The sequence below is a fragment of the Bacillus horti genome, assembly GCF_030813115.1.
GTDB lineage: Bacteria > Bacillota > Bacilli > Caldalkalibacillales > JCM-10596 > Bacillus_CH > Bacillus_CH horti.
This window is the reverse complement of the sequence record NZ_JAUSTY010000026.1, coordinates 1-20,154: the sequence shown is the minus strand read 5'-3', so window position 1 is coordinate 20,154 and position 20,154 is coordinate 1. Positions and strand designations below refer to the sequence as shown.

General features: G+C 38.7%; 14 protein-coding genes and 1 riboswitch. Of the genes, 2 read left to right on the top strand and 12 right to left on the bottom strand.

All coding sequences use genetic code 11. The features are described from left to right. Positions 1–2: 2 nt before the first annotated feature. The 5 genes from J2S11_RS20550 to J2S11_RS20530 form a co-directional block, all read right to left on the bottom strand. Complete coding sequence (locus tag J2S11_RS20550; RefSeq protein WP_307397838.1) at positions 3–1,760, bottom strand: ABC transporter substrate-binding protein; 1,758 nt, start codon at positions 1,758–1,760, stop codon at positions 3–5. 293 nt (positions 1,761–2,053) lie between these two features. After that, complete coding sequence (locus J2S11_RS20545; RefSeq protein WP_307397837.1) at positions 2,054–3,826, bottom strand: ABC transporter substrate-binding protein; 1,773 nt, start codon at positions 3,824–3,826, stop codon at positions 2,054–2,056. Between the two features lie 259 nt (positions 3,827–4,085). Further along, entirely contained in the window at positions 4,086–4,394 is a 309-nt protein-coding gene (locus J2S11_RS20540) for a hypothetical protein (protein WP_307397835.1), read from the bottom strand. Positions 4,395–4,581: 187 nt separating this feature from the next. Further along, on the bottom strand, positions 4,582–8,157 hold the full coding sequence (locus J2S11_RS20535; protein ID WP_307397833.1) for a CheR family methyltransferase: 3,576 nt from the start codon (positions 8,155–8,157) through the stop codon (positions 4,582–4,584). A 293-nt stretch (positions 8,158–8,450) separates the two neighbouring features. Next, positions 8,451–9,209: an NAD-dependent protein deacylase gene (locus J2S11_RS20530; protein WP_307397895.1), complete on the bottom strand. Its 759-nt coding sequence runs from the start codon at positions 9,207–9,209 to the stop codon at positions 8,451–8,453. 177 nt (positions 9,210–9,386) lie between these two features. Between J2S11_RS20530 and J2S11_RS20525 the strand changes: the two genes are divergently transcribed. Further along, positions 9,387–10,394 (top strand): ketoacyl-ACP synthase III, encoded by a 1,008-nt coding sequence (locus J2S11_RS20525; protein WP_307397831.1) that lies wholly within the window; start codon positions 9,387–9,389, stop codon positions 10,392–10,394. A gap of 140 nt (positions 10,395–10,534) precedes the next feature. On the opposite strand, the gene J2S11_RS20520 is transcribed toward J2S11_RS20525, so the two are convergent. The 7 genes from J2S11_RS20520 to J2S11_RS20490 form a co-directional block, all read right to left on the bottom strand. Further along, positions 10,535–11,809, bottom strand: a complete 1,275-nt coding sequence (locus J2S11_RS20520) for a murein hydrolase activator EnvC family protein (RefSeq protein WP_307397829.1) — start codon at positions 11,807–11,809, stop codon at positions 10,535–10,537. A gap of 242 nt (positions 11,810–12,051) precedes the next feature. Beyond that, positions 12,052–12,825, bottom strand: coding sequence for an ABC transporter permease (locus J2S11_RS20515; protein ID WP_307397826.1), 774 nt, complete (start codon positions 12,823–12,825; stop codon positions 12,052–12,054). Beyond that, a complete protein-coding gene (locus J2S11_RS20510; protein WP_307397824.1) occupies positions 12,822–13,934 on the bottom strand; it encodes an ABC transporter ATP-binding protein in 1,113 nt (370 codons plus the stop codon). Before J2S11_RS20510 ends, J2S11_RS20515 begins: the two co-directional genes overlap by 4 nt. Positions 13,935–14,033: 99 nt before the next feature. After that, the gene (gene yunB, locus J2S11_RS20505) at positions 14,034–14,747 is read right to left on the bottom strand and encodes a sporulation protein YunB (RefSeq protein WP_307397821.1); all 714 of its coding nucleotides are present in this window, start codon (positions 14,745–14,747) and stop codon (positions 14,034–14,036) included. Positions 14,748–14,790: 43 nt separating this feature from the next. Beyond that, positions 14,791–15,927 carry an MFS transporter gene (locus tag J2S11_RS20500; protein WP_307397819.1) on the bottom strand — a complete coding sequence of 379 codons (1,137 nt, stop codon included), beginning with the start codon at positions 15,925–15,927 and terminating at the stop codon, positions 14,791–14,793. A gap of 129 nt (positions 15,928–16,056) precedes the next feature. Beyond that, the gene (locus J2S11_RS20495) at positions 16,057–16,578 is read right to left on the bottom strand and encodes a TetR/AcrR family transcriptional regulator (protein WP_307397817.1); all 522 of its coding nucleotides are present in this window, start codon (positions 16,576–16,578) and stop codon (positions 16,057–16,059) included. An 82-nt stretch (positions 16,579–16,660) separates the two neighbouring features. Beyond that, a complete protein-coding gene (locus J2S11_RS20490) occupies positions 16,661–16,798 on the bottom strand; it encodes a hypothetical protein (protein ID WP_307397816.1) in 138 nt (45 codons plus the stop codon). 327 nt (positions 16,799–17,125) lie between these two features. Continuing rightward, positions 17,126–17,307: riboswitch (cobalamin riboswitch) on the top strand. Positions 17,308–17,515: 208 nt separating this feature from the next. Here J2S11_RS20490 and J2S11_RS20485 point away from each other — a divergent pair. Beyond that, positions 17,516–19,771, top strand: a complete 2,256-nt coding sequence (locus J2S11_RS20485; RefSeq protein ID WP_307397814.1) for a ribonucleoside-diphosphate reductase subunit alpha — start codon at positions 17,516–17,518, stop codon at positions 19,769–19,771. The last annotated feature ends 383 nt before the right edge of the window (positions 19,772–20,154 follow it).

The window sequence follows — 20,154 nt, the reverse complement described above, 5'->3', positions numbered from 1 at the left end:
GATTATTCAATTTCAACGTTATAAATACCTTCTGAGAAGTATCTATAAGGGGAAATTTCAAACCCTTGGATTCTTGAATTAATTGTGTTCATGTTTCTTCTTTGGTACATGAAGATATAAGGTAGATCTTCATTCATTACTTGGTAAAGCTCTTGATAAATCTCTTTACGCTTATCTTGGTCAAGCTCAGCTAATCCTGCTTCAATCAATCTATCAACATCTTCATTTGAATAACCGTCTCTGTTTTGAGAACCGTTTGTGTGGAAGATATTTGTTGGGTCTGGCTCAGGAGTTAAGCCCCATGCCATAAATAACATATCAAAATCTCCACGATCACGCTTGTCCGTTACAGCATTAAACTCAAGTTGCTCAGGAATAAATTCAATTCCAAGCTCCTTGTAGTTTTCTGTTGCGTAAGGAATAATTGCATCATTAACTTCGTTTGGACTAGATGCAGCAAAGTTAATAACGAATCTTTCACCATCTTTATAACGGTATCCGTCACTGTTTAATTCCCAGCCTGCTTCTTCTAATAACTCGTTAGCTCTGTCTGGATCATACTCATATGCATTTAATGTGCTTTCGTCTGGATAAGCCCATGACATTTTTGATTGTGGAACGTTAATTACATCAGCATAGCCTTGAGAATAAGCATATACAATATCCTCACGGTTTAAGCCGTAAGTCAATGCTTGTCTTACACGAACATCTTGAAATTTCTCTTGAGTGTGGTTAAAGGCAATATACCCATAACCATTGTTTAATAATAAGTTGATATCAAGAAATCCTAAACTTTCTAACAATTCAACATTGTCTGCATTAACAGAAATCCCTTCTTCAAAATCAGTTTCACCTGTTTGAAGCATAGAAATGTTTGTTTCACCAGTTGTTGGCTTAAAGATTAAAGTATTAATGCTTGGAGCACCCATAAAGTGATTCTCATTAGCTGTTAAACGAACCTCTTGACCTGGAACATAACGATCAAATACAAATTGTCCAGTTCCTAACGGTTGTTGATTTAAAGCTTTAACAGCATCTAAGTTCCCTTTAGAGAACTCTGCACCATAGTAATGCTTAGGAAGTACAGCTAGTACACCTAAATTAGCTAATGTAGTCGCTCTAGCTTCTGTTACTTCAATTTGCAGTGTGTGATCGTCTAGAACGTTAACACCTTCAATTGATTCAGCATCGCCATTTTTATACTCATCAAATCCCTTAATAGCTGCTTTACTTAAATCAGCATTTCCATCATAAGTTGGATCTGCATAAATGTAATAAGTAAGCTCTGCATCATGTGCTGTTACTGGTGTACCATCACTAAAAGTAACGTCATCACGAAGGTTAAATGTATACAACAAACCATCATCTGAGATGTCCCAGCTTTCAGCAATATCTTCTTTGAAAGAACCATCAAAATCATAAGCAAGAAGATTATCAAAAAGAGTATCTATAACATATCTATCATAGGATGTGCTATAGAACCACGGATTGAAAATACCTGCTGTTTCATTCATTCCCACGATGACTGTATCGGTTCTAGCTAAAGAGCTAGCAGGAGCAAGTGATTTATCAGTTGCGTAAATCCAACCATCTTCATCTTCCCCAGTTGTTACATCAGTATCCTCTGAAGCACCTGGTGCTTCAGTACTAGGTGTTTCTGAGTCTGTGCCTGTCCCATTATCGGACGAAGAACATGCAGCCAAGAAAACAGCACTAATAAGCATTAGTGTCATTCCTAGAAGTAATAACTTCTTATTCATTTCTTTTTCCCCCTCTTAGTATCTAAGTTGTTTTTAAATCAATCCTAAAGATATCATATTTGCGGAAAAATGTGTAGCGATTTTTCGACAAAAGCACATGAAAAATATGCCTAAGCACCTAGGAATGATTAATTTAATTATTAAAAGGTAGGATAAAAGTATTAATCTAGGAAAGCTTATTTAGTCTATTGATGTAGCTGTACAGCTACATCAATAGACCGTAATGCTTATCAGAACATTCTTATATAGTTTTTTAAGAGAAAGCTAGTAGGAACCAGTCGACTCGTTAATTCTTATTCTTCATCGATATATGCTTTATAGAGACTATATGCAAAGTTCCTGTATGGAGAAATTTCAAAACCTTGAATTCTAGAGTTAATAGTATTCATATTGTATCTTTGGTACATGAAGATATAAGGTAAGTCTTCGTTAAGTTCTTGATATAGCTCATTGTAGATCTCTCTACGCTTATCTTGATCAAGCTCTTCAAGTCCAGCTTCAATTAATCTGTCTACCTCAGCATTAGAGTATGAGTCGTCATTTTGAGATCCTTCTGTATGGAACGTATTTCTTGGATCTGGATCAGACGTAAGACCCCATGCTAGGAAGAGCATATCAAAATCTCCTCTTTGGCGTTTTTCAACTACTGCATTAAACTCTAACTGTTCAGGAACAAATTCAATACCTAAGTCCCTATAATTCTCAGTAGCATAAGGGATGATCGCATCATTTACTTCATTCGGACTAGATGCAGCAAATTCAATAACAAATCTTTGCCCATCTTTATAGCGATATCCATCATCAGCAAGTTCCCATCCTGCTTCCTCTAATAATTGGTTAGCTCTATCTGGGTCAAAGTCATAAGCATTTAAGTCACTTTCATCTGGATATGCCCATGATACTCTAGACTGTGGAATGTTAAGTAGATCTGCATAGCCTTGAGAATATGCGTATACAATATCTTCTCTGTTTAATCCATACGTAAGAGCTTGCCTCACTCGTTGATCTTGGAACTTTTCTTTTGCATGGTTAAATGCAATATATCCATAACCATTATTAGGGAGTAAACTTAAATCTAAGAAACCTAAGCTTTCTAATAATTCTACATTGTCAGCATTAACTGATATTCCCTCTTCAAAATCTGTTTCACCAGTTTGAAGCATAGAAATATTTGTCTCATTTGTAGTAGGCTTATAGATAAGGTTCGTGATATTTGGTGCACCTTTCCAGTAGCTTTCGTTTGCTGTTAGACGTATCTCTTGACCAGGAATGTAACTGTCAAATACATATTGTCCACTACCAAGTGGTTTTTGATGAAGTTCTCTAATTGATTCCAAGTTCCCTTTACTAAACCCCTCCATATAATGGTGACTTGGAAGAATTGCAATATTACCCACTAGTAGTAAGGTTTTTGCTCCAGCCTCTGTCACTTCAACCTCGATAGTATGATCATCTACTACAGTAATTCCCTCAATTGTTTCTGCATCTCCATATTTGTACTCATCCCAACCTTTAATGTTCGCAGGAGTTAAGTCTGAGTTGCCATCATACGTTGGATCAGCAAGTACATAGTAAGTGTTAACTGCATCGTGGGCTGTTAACGGGGTTCCATCTGAGAATGTAATATCGTTCTGTAAAGAAAACGTATACTTTAATCCATCATCCGAAATCTCCCAGTCTGCAACAGAAGGCATAATCATCCCGTCATAATCAACTTCAAGTAAATAATCAAAAATTGATATATTTACATAGTTATCGTATGCGGTACTGTAAAACCATGGGCTGAAAATACCAGCTGTTTCATTCATCCCAATAATAATCGTGTCATTACGTGACAGGGAAGCGGCAGGAATCTGAGACTTATCCGTAGCTAGTCTCCATCCTTCAACAGAATCAGCTGTTTCCTCACCTTCACCATCAGTACCTTCTTCAGTGTCTCCAGGCTCTTCAGTTGTTGGTGCTTCTGGTTCTGTGCCTGTTTCGCCACTATTTGAAGAACAAGCAGCCAAGAACAGTACACTAATTAGCATTAAGCTAAGCGCTAAAAGTAATAACTTTCTTTTCAAGTGAAATCCCCCTTGTATATTATATTTTTTAATTCCAATTATTAAGATATCACAGAAAATTAGATTTATGTTTAGTTTTTAGAAAACTTCGAAAAAAAAAATTAGGAAAACTTTATCTTTTTTTTACAGTTTCTTATTTTTCTTGAAGAATTCTTTTCTTATTCCTTTTTAATATCTTTAAATTATACTCCGTTGAACAAGATAAGCCCCCAATACCAAATGATATTGAGGGCATTTATATATTGGAAACTACTTTCTTTTATTTTTCATCTTTTTTCTCAGGCTTACTAGAGTGCTGGACAGGATCGGCAACCTGACCTTCTTTCTTCAATTCCTTCCCGGTTCTCATGTCTTCCATCTCTTTTCCTAGCTTCTTCATGTCATCCAGGTTATTGACCATGTTTCCGTTCATATCCTTATCCTCCTTTTCTGCCTTAATGTTTTCTATTTGTCCTTCTTGGACATCAGTGTTGTTCTTATTTTCATCATTTATTTGTTTCATTTTATCTTTGTTCTCTGCTATATTCTTATCAGCTTGTTTCTTCTCTTGATTATCAGAGTATCTCATAAATAAGCCTCCTCTCTCCTATTAATAAAGGAAAACTACCTTTACGTAAGGAAAGATGTATTTGCCTATTTATTCCCGTTCCTAACGACCCATAAACCTCTTTATACAGACAAGCGATATCTTTTACCCAAGAGACAGTAACAAAAAAAGGCTACTCTTCAACGGGTGTCTAGAGTAGCCTATTTCATCAAAATTTTATAACAGGGAGCATAATATCAATGACCGTTCCCTTTCCTTCCTCACTATCAACAAGCATCCTTCCATTATGATCTTCAATGATCTTAAAGCTGACCATCATACCTAATCCAGTCCCCTTTTCTTTTGTCGTAAAGAAAGGCTGACCAATTCTTGATAATACTTCCTCAGGGATTCCTGGTCCTTGATCCTTGATTTGAACTTGAATCCAATCCCTGTTCTTTTTCTTAGCCTTTATAACAACCTCTCCACCGTTATCCATCGACTCTATCGCGTTCTTTAAAATATTGATAAAGACCTGCTTCAATTGATTAGGGACACATTTAATTAAGCCAATTCCCCTCTTGAACTCTGTCACAATTTGAATATTTTTAATGATAGCCTGTGTTTCTAAAAGCATTTTGACATCCTCGAGAATTTCAACTATATCTTTTTTCTCATAGCTGAGCATACTTGGCTTAGACAGTCCTAAAAGCTCGGTAATAATTGTTTCAATCCTCACAAACTCATCCATCATAATACTCAAGTAATTAGCGTTCCCGTTATTTTCAGATTGCATTAGACGGGTAAATCCTTTCAAAGCTGTTAGCGGATTCCGAATCTCATGGGCAATACCTGCTGCAAGCTCACCTAACGCAGACATCATCTCTGAACGTTTTAGAATTTGTTCCGCATGCTTTTTCTCTGAAATATCCTCAGCTAAGATAAGGTTCTGCATCGTTCCTTCGAATTCGTCCTTGAAGGGTAGCACCGTTACGGATGCCCAATGTAGATGTCCTGCTTTATCCAGATACTTCATTTCTCCAATCCAAGGCTTATTGGATTTAAAGCGATCAAGATACTGCTGGTACTCATCTGTGGTCAGTTCTTCAAAATATAGAAAAGGAACCTGCTTCTGAGTATGAATCTCTTCCGTTGTCCAGCCCGTATTTTCATAGAATTTTAAATTAGCGTATTCGATGTTATTATTCATATCGCATATAACGACGATGTTCGGACTTTGCTCAATAGCTGTGTGTAACCGTTGCAGTTTTCTGTTCGCCAGTTTAATATCCGTGATATCCATAAACGTGATGACAATCCCGTCAATATCCTTTTCCTTCGTCCGATAGGGTAGAATACGCATACTAAACCAGCGTCCATCATAGCTGCGAATTTCCTTTTCAATGGAACGAGAGGTGTGCAAAACACTCCTAGCATCGGTAAGTAGGTCTGCATAAATCAAGTTATGGTTAATGTGCGCTATTGGCCTTCCAATATCCACTTCTAACAGATGGACGACATTTTTTACGGAAGGAGTGAATCGTTTTACATAGAGCTTCCTATCTAGAAAGATTGTTGCAATTTGAGTACTAACCAAGAAGTTATCCATATCATTATTAAGATCTGTTAGCTCCTCTATCTTCATCTCATGCTCCGTGTTAACTGATAGAAGCTCCTCATTGACGGATTGTAGCTCTTCATTAATACTTTGCATCTCTTCATTAGCCGCGATGAGCTCCTCATTTGTGGATTGCATCTCTTCATTGGCTGTTTCTAGCTCTTCAATGGTGGATTGTAAAATCTCCTTTGTCATTTCCAGCTCTTGCTCAAGCTCAATAATGTGTTGATTAATACTATCTTCAATATTAATGTATTGAGAAGTCTCCTCCTGATTCTCCTCCTCCAGCTTATGCATAAAGATAATAACGTACGAGGAAAAAGGAGTGTATCGGGACAATGGTTTTACGGTTAGCATAACCTTCATGCTTGAACCATCTCCCTTGTAAAAAAGCGTAGGAAAAACAACCTCTTTTCTTTCTCTACGAACTTTTTTGATGGCTGTATGAATGGCCACATACGTATGAATATGAATAATCTTAGATAAATGTAAGCTAGCCTGTCCAGTAGGAATAAGCAAAAATTGGTTGACATGACCACAAAATTGAACAACTTCATTTAGCTCATCCACAATAATGCTTGGTGTCATAAACTTATCTAGGATAATCGTCTGAAGGTTTTTCGTCTGCTTTAGCTTCTTATTCAGTAATTGACTTTGATATTTTTTTTTGTCCATTCGTTGATCAATAACCTTTCCTTTTACCCCTAATGAAATTGGGACACTTGCTCTAGTGCTTTCTTTATACGAAAAGATACTCCATTTCACATCAACTGGCTCAAAGTAATAGGAAAGCTTCCCTATTGTCTCACTGGAGCCTAGGAATAAATGACCTTTCGTCGTTAAGGCGTAGTGAAAAATAGACAATACTTTCTCTTGAAGCTCCGGTTTAAAATAAATGAGCAAATTTCTACAACTAATCAGATCCATATTAATAAATGGAGCATCTTTCGTCACATCATGCGTAGCAAACACAATCATTGCCCTAATCTCTCTATTAACCTGATACCCATTCATGTGAGTAAGCTGGGTAAAATATCTACCTAAAAGCTCTGGAGTAAGAGTACGCTCTATTTCAGCGGAATAGGTTCCATGTCCTGCATGTTCAATGGCACGTTTATCTATATCTGTAGCAAAGATTTTGATCTTTATCCTATTGTTTTGCTTACGCATGTACTCCTTACATAAAATTGCGAGAGAATAAGCCTCTTCACCTGTCGAGCAACCTGCTACCCACATTCTAACCTCCCTATCACTAGAATCATGTTTTAGTATTTTAGGGAGAATATGGGATTCTAAAACACGGAAAGCATTAGGATCTCTAAAAAAACTCGTTACCCCGATTAGGATGTCCTGCTGCAATCGTTCAATTTCTTCTTCATGATTCTGTAGGTACTTCCAATACTGCTGAATGGTTGTACAGTTTACCTCGAGAAGGCTCATTCTTTTTTCTATCCGGCGCAAAATACTGTTAGGACGATAATAGGAAAAATCCATTCCTGTATACTGCTTAATCTCATACAGGATATCTGCATATGTTTCTCCATGCCTATGCTGTGTAATATCAAGACTTTGCTTCCCTACAATACTCTCTAGCGCAATAGCCATTTCTTCAACCGTCATCATATAATTAACTACGTTCGTGGCCATTGCGCTTTGTGGCATATCCGAGTACTGTGCTGTATCCTCATCCTGTACAAAAACAAGCCCACCTTGCTCATGTATCGCTTGAACTCCAATAGCCCCATCATTTCCTTTTCCTGATAAAATAATCGCCATCGCTTGCTCCTTCTGATCATGAGCAAGGGAGGTCAAAAAAACATCAATAGGAAAATGGGGCTCATCCAAGGCTCTATCAGATAAAACCAGTTTCCCCTTATGTATGGTCATGCATTTGTTTGGTGGGAGAAGATATATACAGCCTAGTTCAATCATCATTCCTTCTTGTGCATGGTAGACGGGCATGGATGTATGTTTGGAAAGAAGCTCAACCATGTAGCTCTTGTGTCTAGGAGATAAATGCTGAATAACGACAAACGCGATTCCATGTGTAGCCCCTAAATGATCAAAAAAACTAGTTATTGCTTCAAGCCCCCCAGCTGAGGCTCCTATCCCAACAATAAAGCTCTTCTGTTGATTCTGATCTAAAGAGCTCTTTGCATCCTTCCCTGATAACCGATCGCTACTCATAATTGAACATGACCCCTTCTTTATATAAAATGGCAGTCATCTGGATGAGATGACATCCATTCATTCTCCATTTTCTTCATTTTAAAATAACCTAAGTTCTATTTCCACAAAAGCCATATGTTTCACAAATGATCAGTATGGGAGGTCAAGTGGAGGGTATAGGGAATGGTTGGTTTCATTATAATATATTACAAATATTTTGTATATTTGAGGCACACATTTATCTTTCTTACACACTATTTCTTAATAGATCTAAACACAAAATAACAAGTAGGGCAATATGGCTATCTAAACTAGATAGCCTGACCTAACACAGCACCAATCTCATTATGAATGACTAAATCAAAGCAATGATCTAACATTGTCGCCTCGCGGTTAAGGATAACTTTTTTAATAGAAGGAACAGATTGAGCAATCATGGCTAGCTGATTAATCGGTCCTACTTGTAAGGATGAGCCTAATACAAGAAAAAGATCTGCTGCGGTCGTAGCTTCTACACTTTCATGCAAATAACGTACCTGATCCTCAAATAATACAACTCCTGGATGAAGGATGGTTTGACATAGCTCTCCTAGTTGATCCGAATTGGAGGCAGAACTCGATAAAGGCTTGGTACACATTGGTAGGTCATGATTATTGATAAAACCTATGTCATAGGTAGCCTGACAAGCTGGACAAAAGGCTTGCTGAAGTGTTCCATGTACTTCATAGACATGAGTGCTTCCTGCCACCTGATGTAGACCATCTACATTTTGCGTCACTATGGTGACTTGTTTGCCTAAATCCTCAAGTTTCTTTAATGCGTAATGCCCTTGGTTGGGCACATAATTTCCCTGTAGCTTTAATTGAAAGATATCCTTATAAATGGGCCAAAATTCATCCGGGTAACGCTCCAAGAAGGAAAGAGACATCAGTTCTTCTCTGCTTTGATTTCTCGTCCATACTCCTTCTGTTGATCTGAAATCAGGAATTCCTGACTCCGTGCTCATACCAGCTCCACTTAACACAACTATCCTCTTCGCTTCCTTCACCCATTGCTTAAACTGTTGCAGTTGCTTCTCTAAGTCCATTTCTCTCCTCCTTTTCGTTGTAACTCCATCTTATCATCCCTAGGATCACGGTACAGTACAACCTTGATCTTTTCTATTAACTTTCGTATAATTAGCATAATTAATACCTAGTACTAATATCTAATTATATAACTTAGTATAAGGTGGAGGTGGAAAGGTTTGCAGAATCATTCAATAGCAAAAGCGAAAATAACAGCTCTTGGTAGCTACGTCCCTGCTCAAATCTTATCAAACTATGATCTTGAAAAGTTGGTGGATACAAGCGACGAGTGGATCGTTCAACGGACAGGAATGAAAGAGCGTAGAATAGCCGGGGAACATGAATTTACTTCTGACTTATGTATTAAAGCGGTACAAAATCTGCAGGAGAAATACGGGAAAAATCTAGAAGATGTGGACCTCATTATTGTATCTACCACAACAGCAGACTACCCTTTCCCTAGTGTTGCCTGCCGAGTGCAATATGCGTTTGGTATCAAACAATGTGCAGCGTTTGACTTAAATGCCACATGTGCTGGTTTTGCGTATGGATTACATGTAGCAAATGGGCTAATCTCGAGTAGTTTACATAAAAAAGCGCTTGTCATAGGAGGAGAAACTCTTTCTAAGGTTACAGATTATACAGATCGAACGTCGTGCATCCTTTTTGGTGATGGGGCAGGGGCGCTTTTACTGGAGTATGATGAACATGAATCAAGCTTTCTTGCGTCAACCTACGGCACTGAAGGAAAAGGGGGACAGCATTTATACCGCACAGGTCTGTCAACAACCATTGATGACATAGATATGCTTGGGAATGGCAAGATGGTGCAAAATGGACGCGAGGTATACAAATGGGCCGTTACTTCTGTTCCTAAAGGTGTACGTGAATTACTTCAAAAAGCAGGTCATAGCTCTGAGGAAGTCGATTGGTTTGTTCCCCATAGTGCCAATCTAAGAATGATTGAATCCATCTGTGAGAGGGTCGGCATTCCTTTAGAGCGTACGTTATATAGTCTAGAATATATGGGTAATACCTCATCCGCTTCTATCCCTTTGGCTCTACACCTTGGACTGCAAAATAATCAGTTAAAGTATGGAGATAAGGTTATTGTATACGGCTTTGGAGGAGGTTTAACCTACACCGGATTGTTGCTGAATTGGACCATACCAAATTTAACGAATTAGATGATCTATCGCACCGGCTGTAGTGCGACAGCAAAAAGGAGCTAGCCCTACAGAAAAAATCTGCTTGCGGGGATAGCTCCTTCTATACTTTCTATTCTATGAAGTTATAGCTCATCTAAGAGCAAGGTTAATCTATAAATCTATTGCAAATAAGGAGCTGGATTCACCTGTTGTCCATTTAGATGGACCTCAAAGTGAAGATGTGAGCCGGTAGAGTTCCCGGTGTTACCCATTTCCGCTATTTTTTCGCCTCTTTTTACAGAGTCCCCTACATTTACACTTATGCCCCCCTGACGGATATGAGCATAAAGAGTTCGTAGATTACCACCGTGATCGATAACAACCGTGTTGCCATAACCGTTCATGTATTGAGCAATAATGACGGTTCCACTTTCAGCTGCTACAATCGTATCTCCATCAACTCTAGGAGTACTTGCCCCAATATCCATTCCTTTGTGGCTTGAAGTCCTTCCAGTGATCGGATGAACTCTAGTTCCAAATTGTGAAGTAACTCTACTACTAGCTGGAACAGGCCAAGCAAACTGTCCTCCACTCGGAGCATTTACTTGCTGGGTAGGCTGACTTTGTGCTCTTGCTATGGCAAGTCGCTGCTGCTCTTGCTGCTTCACTTGAACTTGATTTCGTTTTGCAGCTACTTCATTAATGAGGGCAAGAACCTCCTGCTGTATCTGTTCATCCAACTCAGCCACTTCTTCTTGTTCCACCTCAATGCTGGCGATAGTGACCGTCTTTTGCTTACGCTGATCCTGTAAGCTAGCCTGCAAAACCTGCAGATTATGACGATCCTCTTCCAGTTGAACCATAAGCTTGTCCACTTCTGCCTTATTATCTTCAATTAATTGCTTAGCAGCAATATAATCATCTAGTATTTTCTGATCCTGTCCGACAAGGAGCTGAATAAACTCCAAGCGTACTAAGAAATCACCAAAGCTAGAGGACCCAAATAAAACATCTATATAAGATAGGTTTCCTTCAGATTCATAGATTTGACGGACCCGACCTCTAAACAACTCATCCCTTACCTCAATTTGCTCCTGAGCCTCTATGATTTCCTGCTCTAGCTTCTCAATTTCTGCTTGTGTTTGAGTAATCTTTTGCTCGGTTTGAGTAATTTCTGTACGTGTTTGCCCTATTCTATTATCTAGGGACTTTATTTCAGATTGAGCCTGCCTTTTCTGCTGCTCAAGATTATTCATTCTGTGTTCAAGTGATTTCTGTTCACTATTCTTATTCTTCCGATCCTGTTCTAGCTGATTAATTTCCTTATTCAGTTCTTGAATAGTCGCTGCTTCGACCGTTTCTACCATATGTAAACCTAGTAAGCTTACACTAAGGAAGAATACAACAACAACCTTTCCGCAAAAAGCTACAGTATCTCTTTTATTCCAACGCATTTCTACTCTCCCTGTTCTTAGTTTGTAGCTGACCTGATGTGTCAGGAGGTTTTCTGTATTCTGCTATAAGACACTGCCTTTCTCTTTTTCTACTGGCAGATAAACTAGGATGGCTGTATGTATTATTTTCGCTTCAAACTTCTAAATTATGATAGTCTCTCTCATGAATTTTTTAAAAACCCATGAAGTAACCCTATTATGTTTCTCTATAAAAAGCAACCTTTTTAACGGAAAGTTCACAATTACACGTGGACATCCTTTTTCGTAAAAACGAGGTAGGAGACGGCAAAAAACAGTACCATATGAAGGGCGATCATGCCTAATGAAAAGAGTAAAGTCACCCCTTCAAACATCGGTTGCCCATACATATGCTGAGATAGATCTGTATGAGCAAATAGGATATATTTACCTTCTTGAACATTTGAATAGCTTAGCAAGGTTAGAAGGGTGTTAGATACTAAATAGATAAAAATAGGTCCTAATATAGAAAATAGACTATTTCTGGAAACGGCAGAAAATGTGAATGCTAAGGTGCTAATAATGAATATTTCAATTGTCCCAAACACGTAAGACCCTAACATGCTAATGATGAAAAAGGGATCATTTACTACAGCATTGGATGTAGGTGAAAAGAAAAGTAAGCCCACAAGTCCTGTAATGATGATGTGAGCACAAACAAATACTACAAGGAATAGACATAGTGAGAGATATTTGGCTACAAGGATTTTAGCTCTACTCACGGGTCGAATAAGGAGCATCTTAATCGTTCCGTTATGAAATTCACTTGAAACGATATCTCCACCTTGGATAATACCGATGAAGATAATTAGGACCAAGAGCTGTGTACCGTTCTCTACAAAATCCCAAAACATATAATCAGTACCACCAAACAGCATTTTTAGGAATAATCCTACCATACTATTAGCGATAATTAACAAACCTAGAAGAATCCATGTCCTAGATTTTTTATAAATCTTCACATTCTCATTATGAATAAGCTCAGCTATTTGGTTCATGGCTGTTTACCTCTCAGCTTTTTGAAAAATGCATCCTCAAGGGATACCTTGGTCCACTCAATCGCATAAACGTGAATATCCTCTTGGACAAATCGTCGGTTTAGTTCGGCTACTCCTTGGTAATTTGCCCGAACAGAAAGCCCATCACTAGTCAATTCTAATAGAGTTCCCCATTCAGATTGATTCTTTACAATCTGTTCTGCGCGGTCCAGGCTCGACAGTCTGAAGGTCACAACATCGCCCTCAGCTGTATCTGTTCTAAAATCATCTAATCGCCCACTTTCAACTAATGCCCCATCATGAATAACAATGACACGATCACAAATAAGCTCAATTTCGGCTAACACATGGCTGGAGATAACAACGGATACCCCATCATGTCTAGCTAAATGCTTCAAATGATTCCTCAGATCTTTAATTCCCGAAGGATCTAGGCCATTGGTTGGCTCATCTAAAAGGAGAATAGAAGGACGATGCAGGATGGCTTGTCCTAGACCCAAACGCTGCTTCATTCCCAAGGAATACGTAGACACCTTATCTTCTATGTAATCCTCCATTTCTAATAAATCTATCACTTCATCTAGCCGTTCTTCAGAAACGTCTTCATTCATTCTCTTATAATGTAGGAGATTATCATATCCTGTCATATATTCATAAAACTCTGGGTTCTCGATAATCGCACCAATATGAGCCATGGCCTGCTCGAATTTTTTATGTAAATCATATCCGTTAACCTCAATGTGACCTTTGGTAGCCTTCAGTAACCCTACCACACACTTCATCAGCGTGGTTTTACCAGATCCATTTGGACCTAACAAACCAACAATCTCACCCTGTTGCAGCTCAAAAGATATATCCTTTAGAATCGTATGCTTACCTATCCTTTTATCCAACTGAGTGACAGACAATACCGTATTCTGATCCACAGCAAGACCTCTCTTCTGTATTTGAAACTTTTTGTTATTTGGTATAATTGGATTCGCTAATCCTCCCTCTCTTTTATCATAATTCCCACAATGCTGTAAAGCAGACGTAGCTAGAGCATGGGGAAAAGGCAGAGATTTTGAATCTCCACCTACAGCTACTAAGCATTCCAATACTCTATACATATTTTATTTTGTTTAACGATGATGTCGAAATTTAAAATGTATAACTGTAGCACCTTGCAAGCTCATGACCAGAGGAGCATAGCACATACACATTCAAATTTAGGGTGTATCCACTAAATCATCAGTTGGGATGGCTAAAGGTACAGGGGTGACTGATCCATCCGAATTTTTTACATAAACATTAGGCACTTCGCCTGGCAGCACAATGAAGTCAATTGGTAAGGAGGTTGAAACCACTGCTTCGTCAGAGGAAAACGGAATGACGATGCGGACATCTGCTTGAATTTTTAAATAGACGGTAATGGAAACGACGTTAATCCCTGCCTCCTCCATCTCAATAGAAATATCTGCTTTAGCTGCTCCCATGGGTACAAGTGTAATGGGCACAAGTGGACCAAGCTGGGCCAAAATATTACTGTTTAACGCTTGCCCTAGTGGAATTCGAATTGGACTGTTTGAAAGCTCTCTAAGCTCCTCGTTCGCTCGATCAATAACCGTTGAAACGATTTCTGCCTGTTTGGCTTGATCAAATGTAATCAGTATGATTTTACCATCCTCATCCTTTTCAAAGATAACGACTTCATTAGATCCGATATCCTGACTAAGCTTATGGCTTATTGCATCACTTATCGTTAGGGTAGCAATTTGCTTAACATGTGTTGCCGCTATGTTTTTTAAAGCGGGCTCTAAATTTCGTTCAACAAAAAGAAAGCCTTGAATGGAAATGATTAGTATAATCACTAGTACGATAAGGAATATATGCCTCTTCTTTAAAAAGGAACGCTGGGTTGCTGGTCTAAACCCCTTCGACATCGAACATCCCCTCCTACATTAATACGTATGCAGCAGGGCTCGTCTACATGGTATAAGCCTGACAAACTTTTTTGTTTACAGGAATAAGTAGACCAACCAGACCGATTAACGGCACAAACAAAAAACAAAATAGATAAGAGGTCGCTTCTATAAGTAACCCCGCGGCAAAAGACCCAACCGATTGACCAGCTCCAAGGGCTAAGAAAGCCAAACTCACTCCCATTGCAGGCGAGGAAGGAAATAAGCGTGTGCCCCATACAATAAACAAGCCTGTCAAAAAAATAAATGAAACTCCAAACAACAGACCAGATACATAAACAGTTACCATTGTAGGTATTGTAATTGAGCTAATAGAAAACAGCATGATCCCAAGAATAAGACGATACGCATAAGCCAGCCCAATTTTATGAATGACGCGACCAGCCATAGCACCACCTATTCCAGCGATCCCCATTATAATCCAAAAGATGACACTATCATTGGCACTCATCTCGTACATTACATTTATATAGCTTCTTGAAAATGTCCAATATACGGAAGAAACACCTCCTGCCAGTAAAGAAGCCAGCAGTAAATTTTTTGCTTTCACAAGTGAGCCTACTATTGGTTGTTTAGCTTCCCCTTCATGAAGCTTTAGCTTATAGCTTGGAATACTTTTAGAGCTCCAAATGAGAACGAAAAGTGCGATTACAGCAAAAAATAGGTAGGCTAGACGCCAGTATTCCGATAAAGCTAGCGCAATCGGCCCCGTCAGAATGAGACCAAAGCTCGTTCCACTATTTATCCACGTATTAGCTTTATCCTTTTCGTTATCCTTTAAAGAGATGGAAGCTACCTGACTAAGAGCAGGGGATGCCCAACCACTCCCTACTCCCCCTATAAAGCTACACAAAACCATTGTATAGACATCTTGAGCAAGAGCTATTCCTATTAATCCTAGAAGGGCACTTAAACCAGAGCATTGTACGACCTTTTTCGTCCCCCATCGTTGGATGAGGAAAGAAGATGTTAGCAAAGCAAACGTGTATGCAATATATGCTGTTGATCCAATCATTCCTGCTTCACCTGCTGTTAAACGAAGTGATTCTGCTATATCAGGTAAAAATAATCCGAAGCTGAGCCGGGCCAATGCATATGTTACAGCAATCATGGCTACACCAAGGAATACCAGTTTCCACATCCGTTTTTCCTCCAATTCTTTAGTACGTGTACTTTTGAATGAGAACTATTGTCTGATCCCTTTTCTATTATCATTAACTTTAGATAGAACGATCATTATATTTTGTTTTAAAAAAAGTAAGCATAATGCTTACGAAATTCCTTTAACTAAATGACGGAGCTGCTCACTAACCTGTTCAGCATCTAGGACTTCCGCTAAAGCTGTAGCTCCTTCGAATAATAAAGCGAGTTGAATCGCTTGTTTCTGCTGAAAACCAAGCTCTTCAAAATAAGATATTAAGGCTTGCTTATGTTGATTTACATATTCCACAATCTCATACTCTTCGCTCGAAGCAAATTCCTCTTTAGCGCGTAAAAACATACATCCTTTCGAGCTATGCTGCCGAATCCATGCTAGATGTCCCTCTGCTAATTCAGCCGCACTTGCTGAGGAATAATTTTGGATAGAGGACTGTAATAACTTGAAATATCTCTCCCCTCTCCTTTTTAATACAGCTAAAACCAACTCTTCCTTGGACGCAAAGTGGTTATACAGTGTCATAAGAGCTACATTGGCTTCATTTACAACCCTTTTCAGTCCTATCGCATGAAAGCCATATTCATAAAATAGCCTTTCCGAATGTTGCAATAAATCTTCCTTTTTTTTACTCATACTATTTCCACCTTTGTATAGAACGATCACTCTATTAATATCATAGTAGTTATGAAGTGACAACCGATAACCTTGTTATATCCTATTCTCTTATTCTATTTAATTTATCAGCAATCTCCTCTAAAAGCTCAATCTCCCTACGTTGGTTTTTAACCATCGTATACTGATTACTCAATATAAACACTCCTAAAAATCCGATTAAGATTAAAAGTAAGCCCATCTCTTTCTCTCCCCTCTAGTAGAACACTTACGTTTACGCTAATAAGAGGTATGATCCTCTTCATTCAATTATCCTATTTTAATTTATTATAAACAACCCTTCATTCTACACAATTAACAAATACAGGGATTTAAAGAATGAAATAAAAAACTCTTTTTTTCAAAAGAAAATTTTTTTATCTTGGTGAGTCCTTGTCTCATGTGCATTGGAGTAAGATTTAGCTTTTGGGGGTAAAAAAATCATGTTGCCAAACAGAGATGTTGAGTTTATAATTCTAGTTACGAAATCAATATTTAGTGTTGTTCTCAATTGAGAATTCAATATTTAGTATATTTTTGCTATAAAGGTGTCGATTCATCGACTTAAAAAGGGAATTTGGTTCAAAGCCAAAACTGTACCCGCAACTGTACATGCTGATGAAATAAGCACATCCACTGTGACTCTCACGGGAAGGGCTTAAAGTAAGGAGAAGCATAAGTCAGGAGACCTGCCTTTATAGTTACAGACTGTCTTCTTCGGGAGCTGAGAAGATAGAATGAAAAAGGACTAATTGACGTGTGGTCTGCCTTCATTCTATGTGCTCATCTTCTGAGATGAGCTTTTTATTTTACTATCAAAATTTATAAGTTTAAAGGTAGATAGTATAAGAAAATCTAAGGCTTTCGCCATGACTTGGCGCTAAGCCAAGTTTTTCTAATGTGCATAGGAGGAGAAATCATGCTACAAACAAAAGTAAGATACACAGATATTACGACAGATTTTACTAGTCTTGAACAGTATATGGAGGAACAGGCCAAGCCGTATTCACTACCATTGGATGAATACAAAGAGAAGGTTAAGCTTACCTACGAATATATGGAGGAACCTACATTAGATAAGGTCACTAGTTTACTAGTCCTTTCTGCACTTGAACGCATTACAGCTTCCGAGCCTGATTGGACATACTTTGCAGCGAGCATTTATTTAGATAAGCTCTATCATTCTGCTAGTACGACTCGTGGCATTGAGGCTGACAAAAAGTACGGCTCTTTGTATCTGTTAATTAAGGAGCTAACAGACCTAGGTATTTACAACGATCAGATTCTAACAAGCTATACTAAGGAAGAAATAGGAATACTAGAGCAGGAAATTACCCCTGATCACGATCATAAATTTACATACATTGGCTTGTTGACCCTGGCAGATCGTTATCTAGCGAAGGGTTATCAAAAAGAGGTGTACGAGTTACCTCAGGAACGTTTCATGATTATTGCCATGACCCTTATGTTAAAAGAAAAGAAAGAGAAGCGCCTTGAGTTGGTTAAAGAAGCGTATTGGGCATTAAGTAATCTTTACATGACAGTGGCTACACCGACCCTAGCTAACGCCGGTAAAAGCTACGGTCAGCTCTCTAGCTGCTTTATTGATACAGTAGATGATAGTTTAAGAGGGATCTATGATTCCAATACAGATATCGCTAACCTGTCCAAGGGTGGCGGGGGAATCGGAGTCTACTTAGGAAAGATTAGAGCTAGAGGTAGTGATATCAAAGGCTTTAAAGGGATATCCTCTGGTGTTATTCCTTGGATGAAGCAGCTCAACAATACGGCTGTCAGTGTTGATCAATTAGGTCAAAGACAGGGTGCTATTGCTGTCTATTTAGATGTGTGGCATAAAGATATCTTCCCGTTCCTAGACGCGCGCCTTAACAATGGGGATGAGCGTTTCCGTACCCATGATTTATTTACAGGTGTCTCTATACCGGATGTGTTTATGGAAGCTGTAGAAAACAGAGAGGATTGGTATCTCTTTGACCCACACGAAATTCGTAAGGTGATGGGCTATTCTCTAGAGGATTTTTACGATGAAAAACAAGGCAGTGGCTCGTTTAGGGAGAAATACCAGGAGTGTGTAGCACACCCTACTCTTTCTAAAACAACGGTACCCGCTATTGATATCTTTAAATCGGTCATGATCTCTCAATTAGAGACGGGAACACCTTACATGTTCTATCGTGATGCGGCAAATCGTGCTAACCCAAATAAGCACGCTGGAATGATTTATTGCAGTAACCTGTGTACGGAAATTATGCAGAACATGAGCCAAACGACTGTCATTGAAGAGAAAACCGAGGATGGTAAGATTATTACAGTGAAGGAACCAGGAGATTTTGTGGTATGTAATCTTTCCTCCATTTCCTTAGCAAGTGCTGTTGGTGATGATGTGCTTGAGCGCCTGATCCCTATTCAGGTGCGTATGCTAGATAACGTTATTGATTTAAATAATATTCCGGTGCACCAAGCTCAGATTACGAATGAAAAGTATCGTGGAATTGGCCTAGGTACGTTTGGCTGGCACCATCTACTAGCGTTACAAGGGATTACTTGGGAAAGTGAACGCTCCCTTGAATATTGTGATGAAGTGTATGAGAAAATCTCATATTTAACGATAAAAGCAAGCATGACGTTAGCAAAGGAGAAATCTCCTTATCCGGCATTTGAAGGATCTGATTGGGAAACAGGAGCGTATTTTGAGCAAAGAGGCTATCATTCTCCTGACTGGCAGGTTCTTCAGCAGGATGTGAAGGAGCATGGTGTACGTAATGGTTATCTCATGGCTGTTGCACCAAACTCTTCTACCTCTATTATTGCAGGCTCTACAGCTAGTATTGATCCGATCTTCCGCAAAGAATATTCGGAGGAAAAGAAGGATTATAAGATTCCTGTAACAGCACCTGATTTAAATGCGAAGACGAACTGGTACTACAAAACAGCGTATGTGATTGATCAAAAATGGAGCATTCGTCAAAATGGAGTGCGTCAGCGCCATATTGATCAATCTGTTTCCTTCAATTTATATGTACAAAACAATATTAAAGCGAAGGATTTATTAGATCTGCATCTATTAGCTTGGAAATCTGAGCTGAAAACGACATATTACGTTCGTTCTACGTCCAGTGCAGTGATTGAGGAATGTGAAAGCTGCCATAGTTAATACCTTAACAAAGGGGATAAGACAAGCTTGAGCATGGTACATCCTCAAACAACCTAAAGAGACTCCAGTGTAAGCTTTTCTTTTGTTTCTATGTTCTTCATGATCTATGGCTTCCTCTAACGGACAAAAATGCACCTTAGAAGTGTTTTTTTGACCTTTAAAGATTCTAACGGACAAAATGGACCCTTAGCGTGTAAATCGAATCAAAATCAACGTATTTTTCATTCTAAGGGTCGAAAAAGTCCGTTAGGAGATTAAATCAGGTAAAATGTCGCTCTAAGGGTCAAAATGCAGTTAGAATAAAAAGTGGACACTCATAAAAGACACGTAGATAATAAAAGAAAGAAGACGGAGAGGGTGTCACAAATGAGTGGGGCAAGACA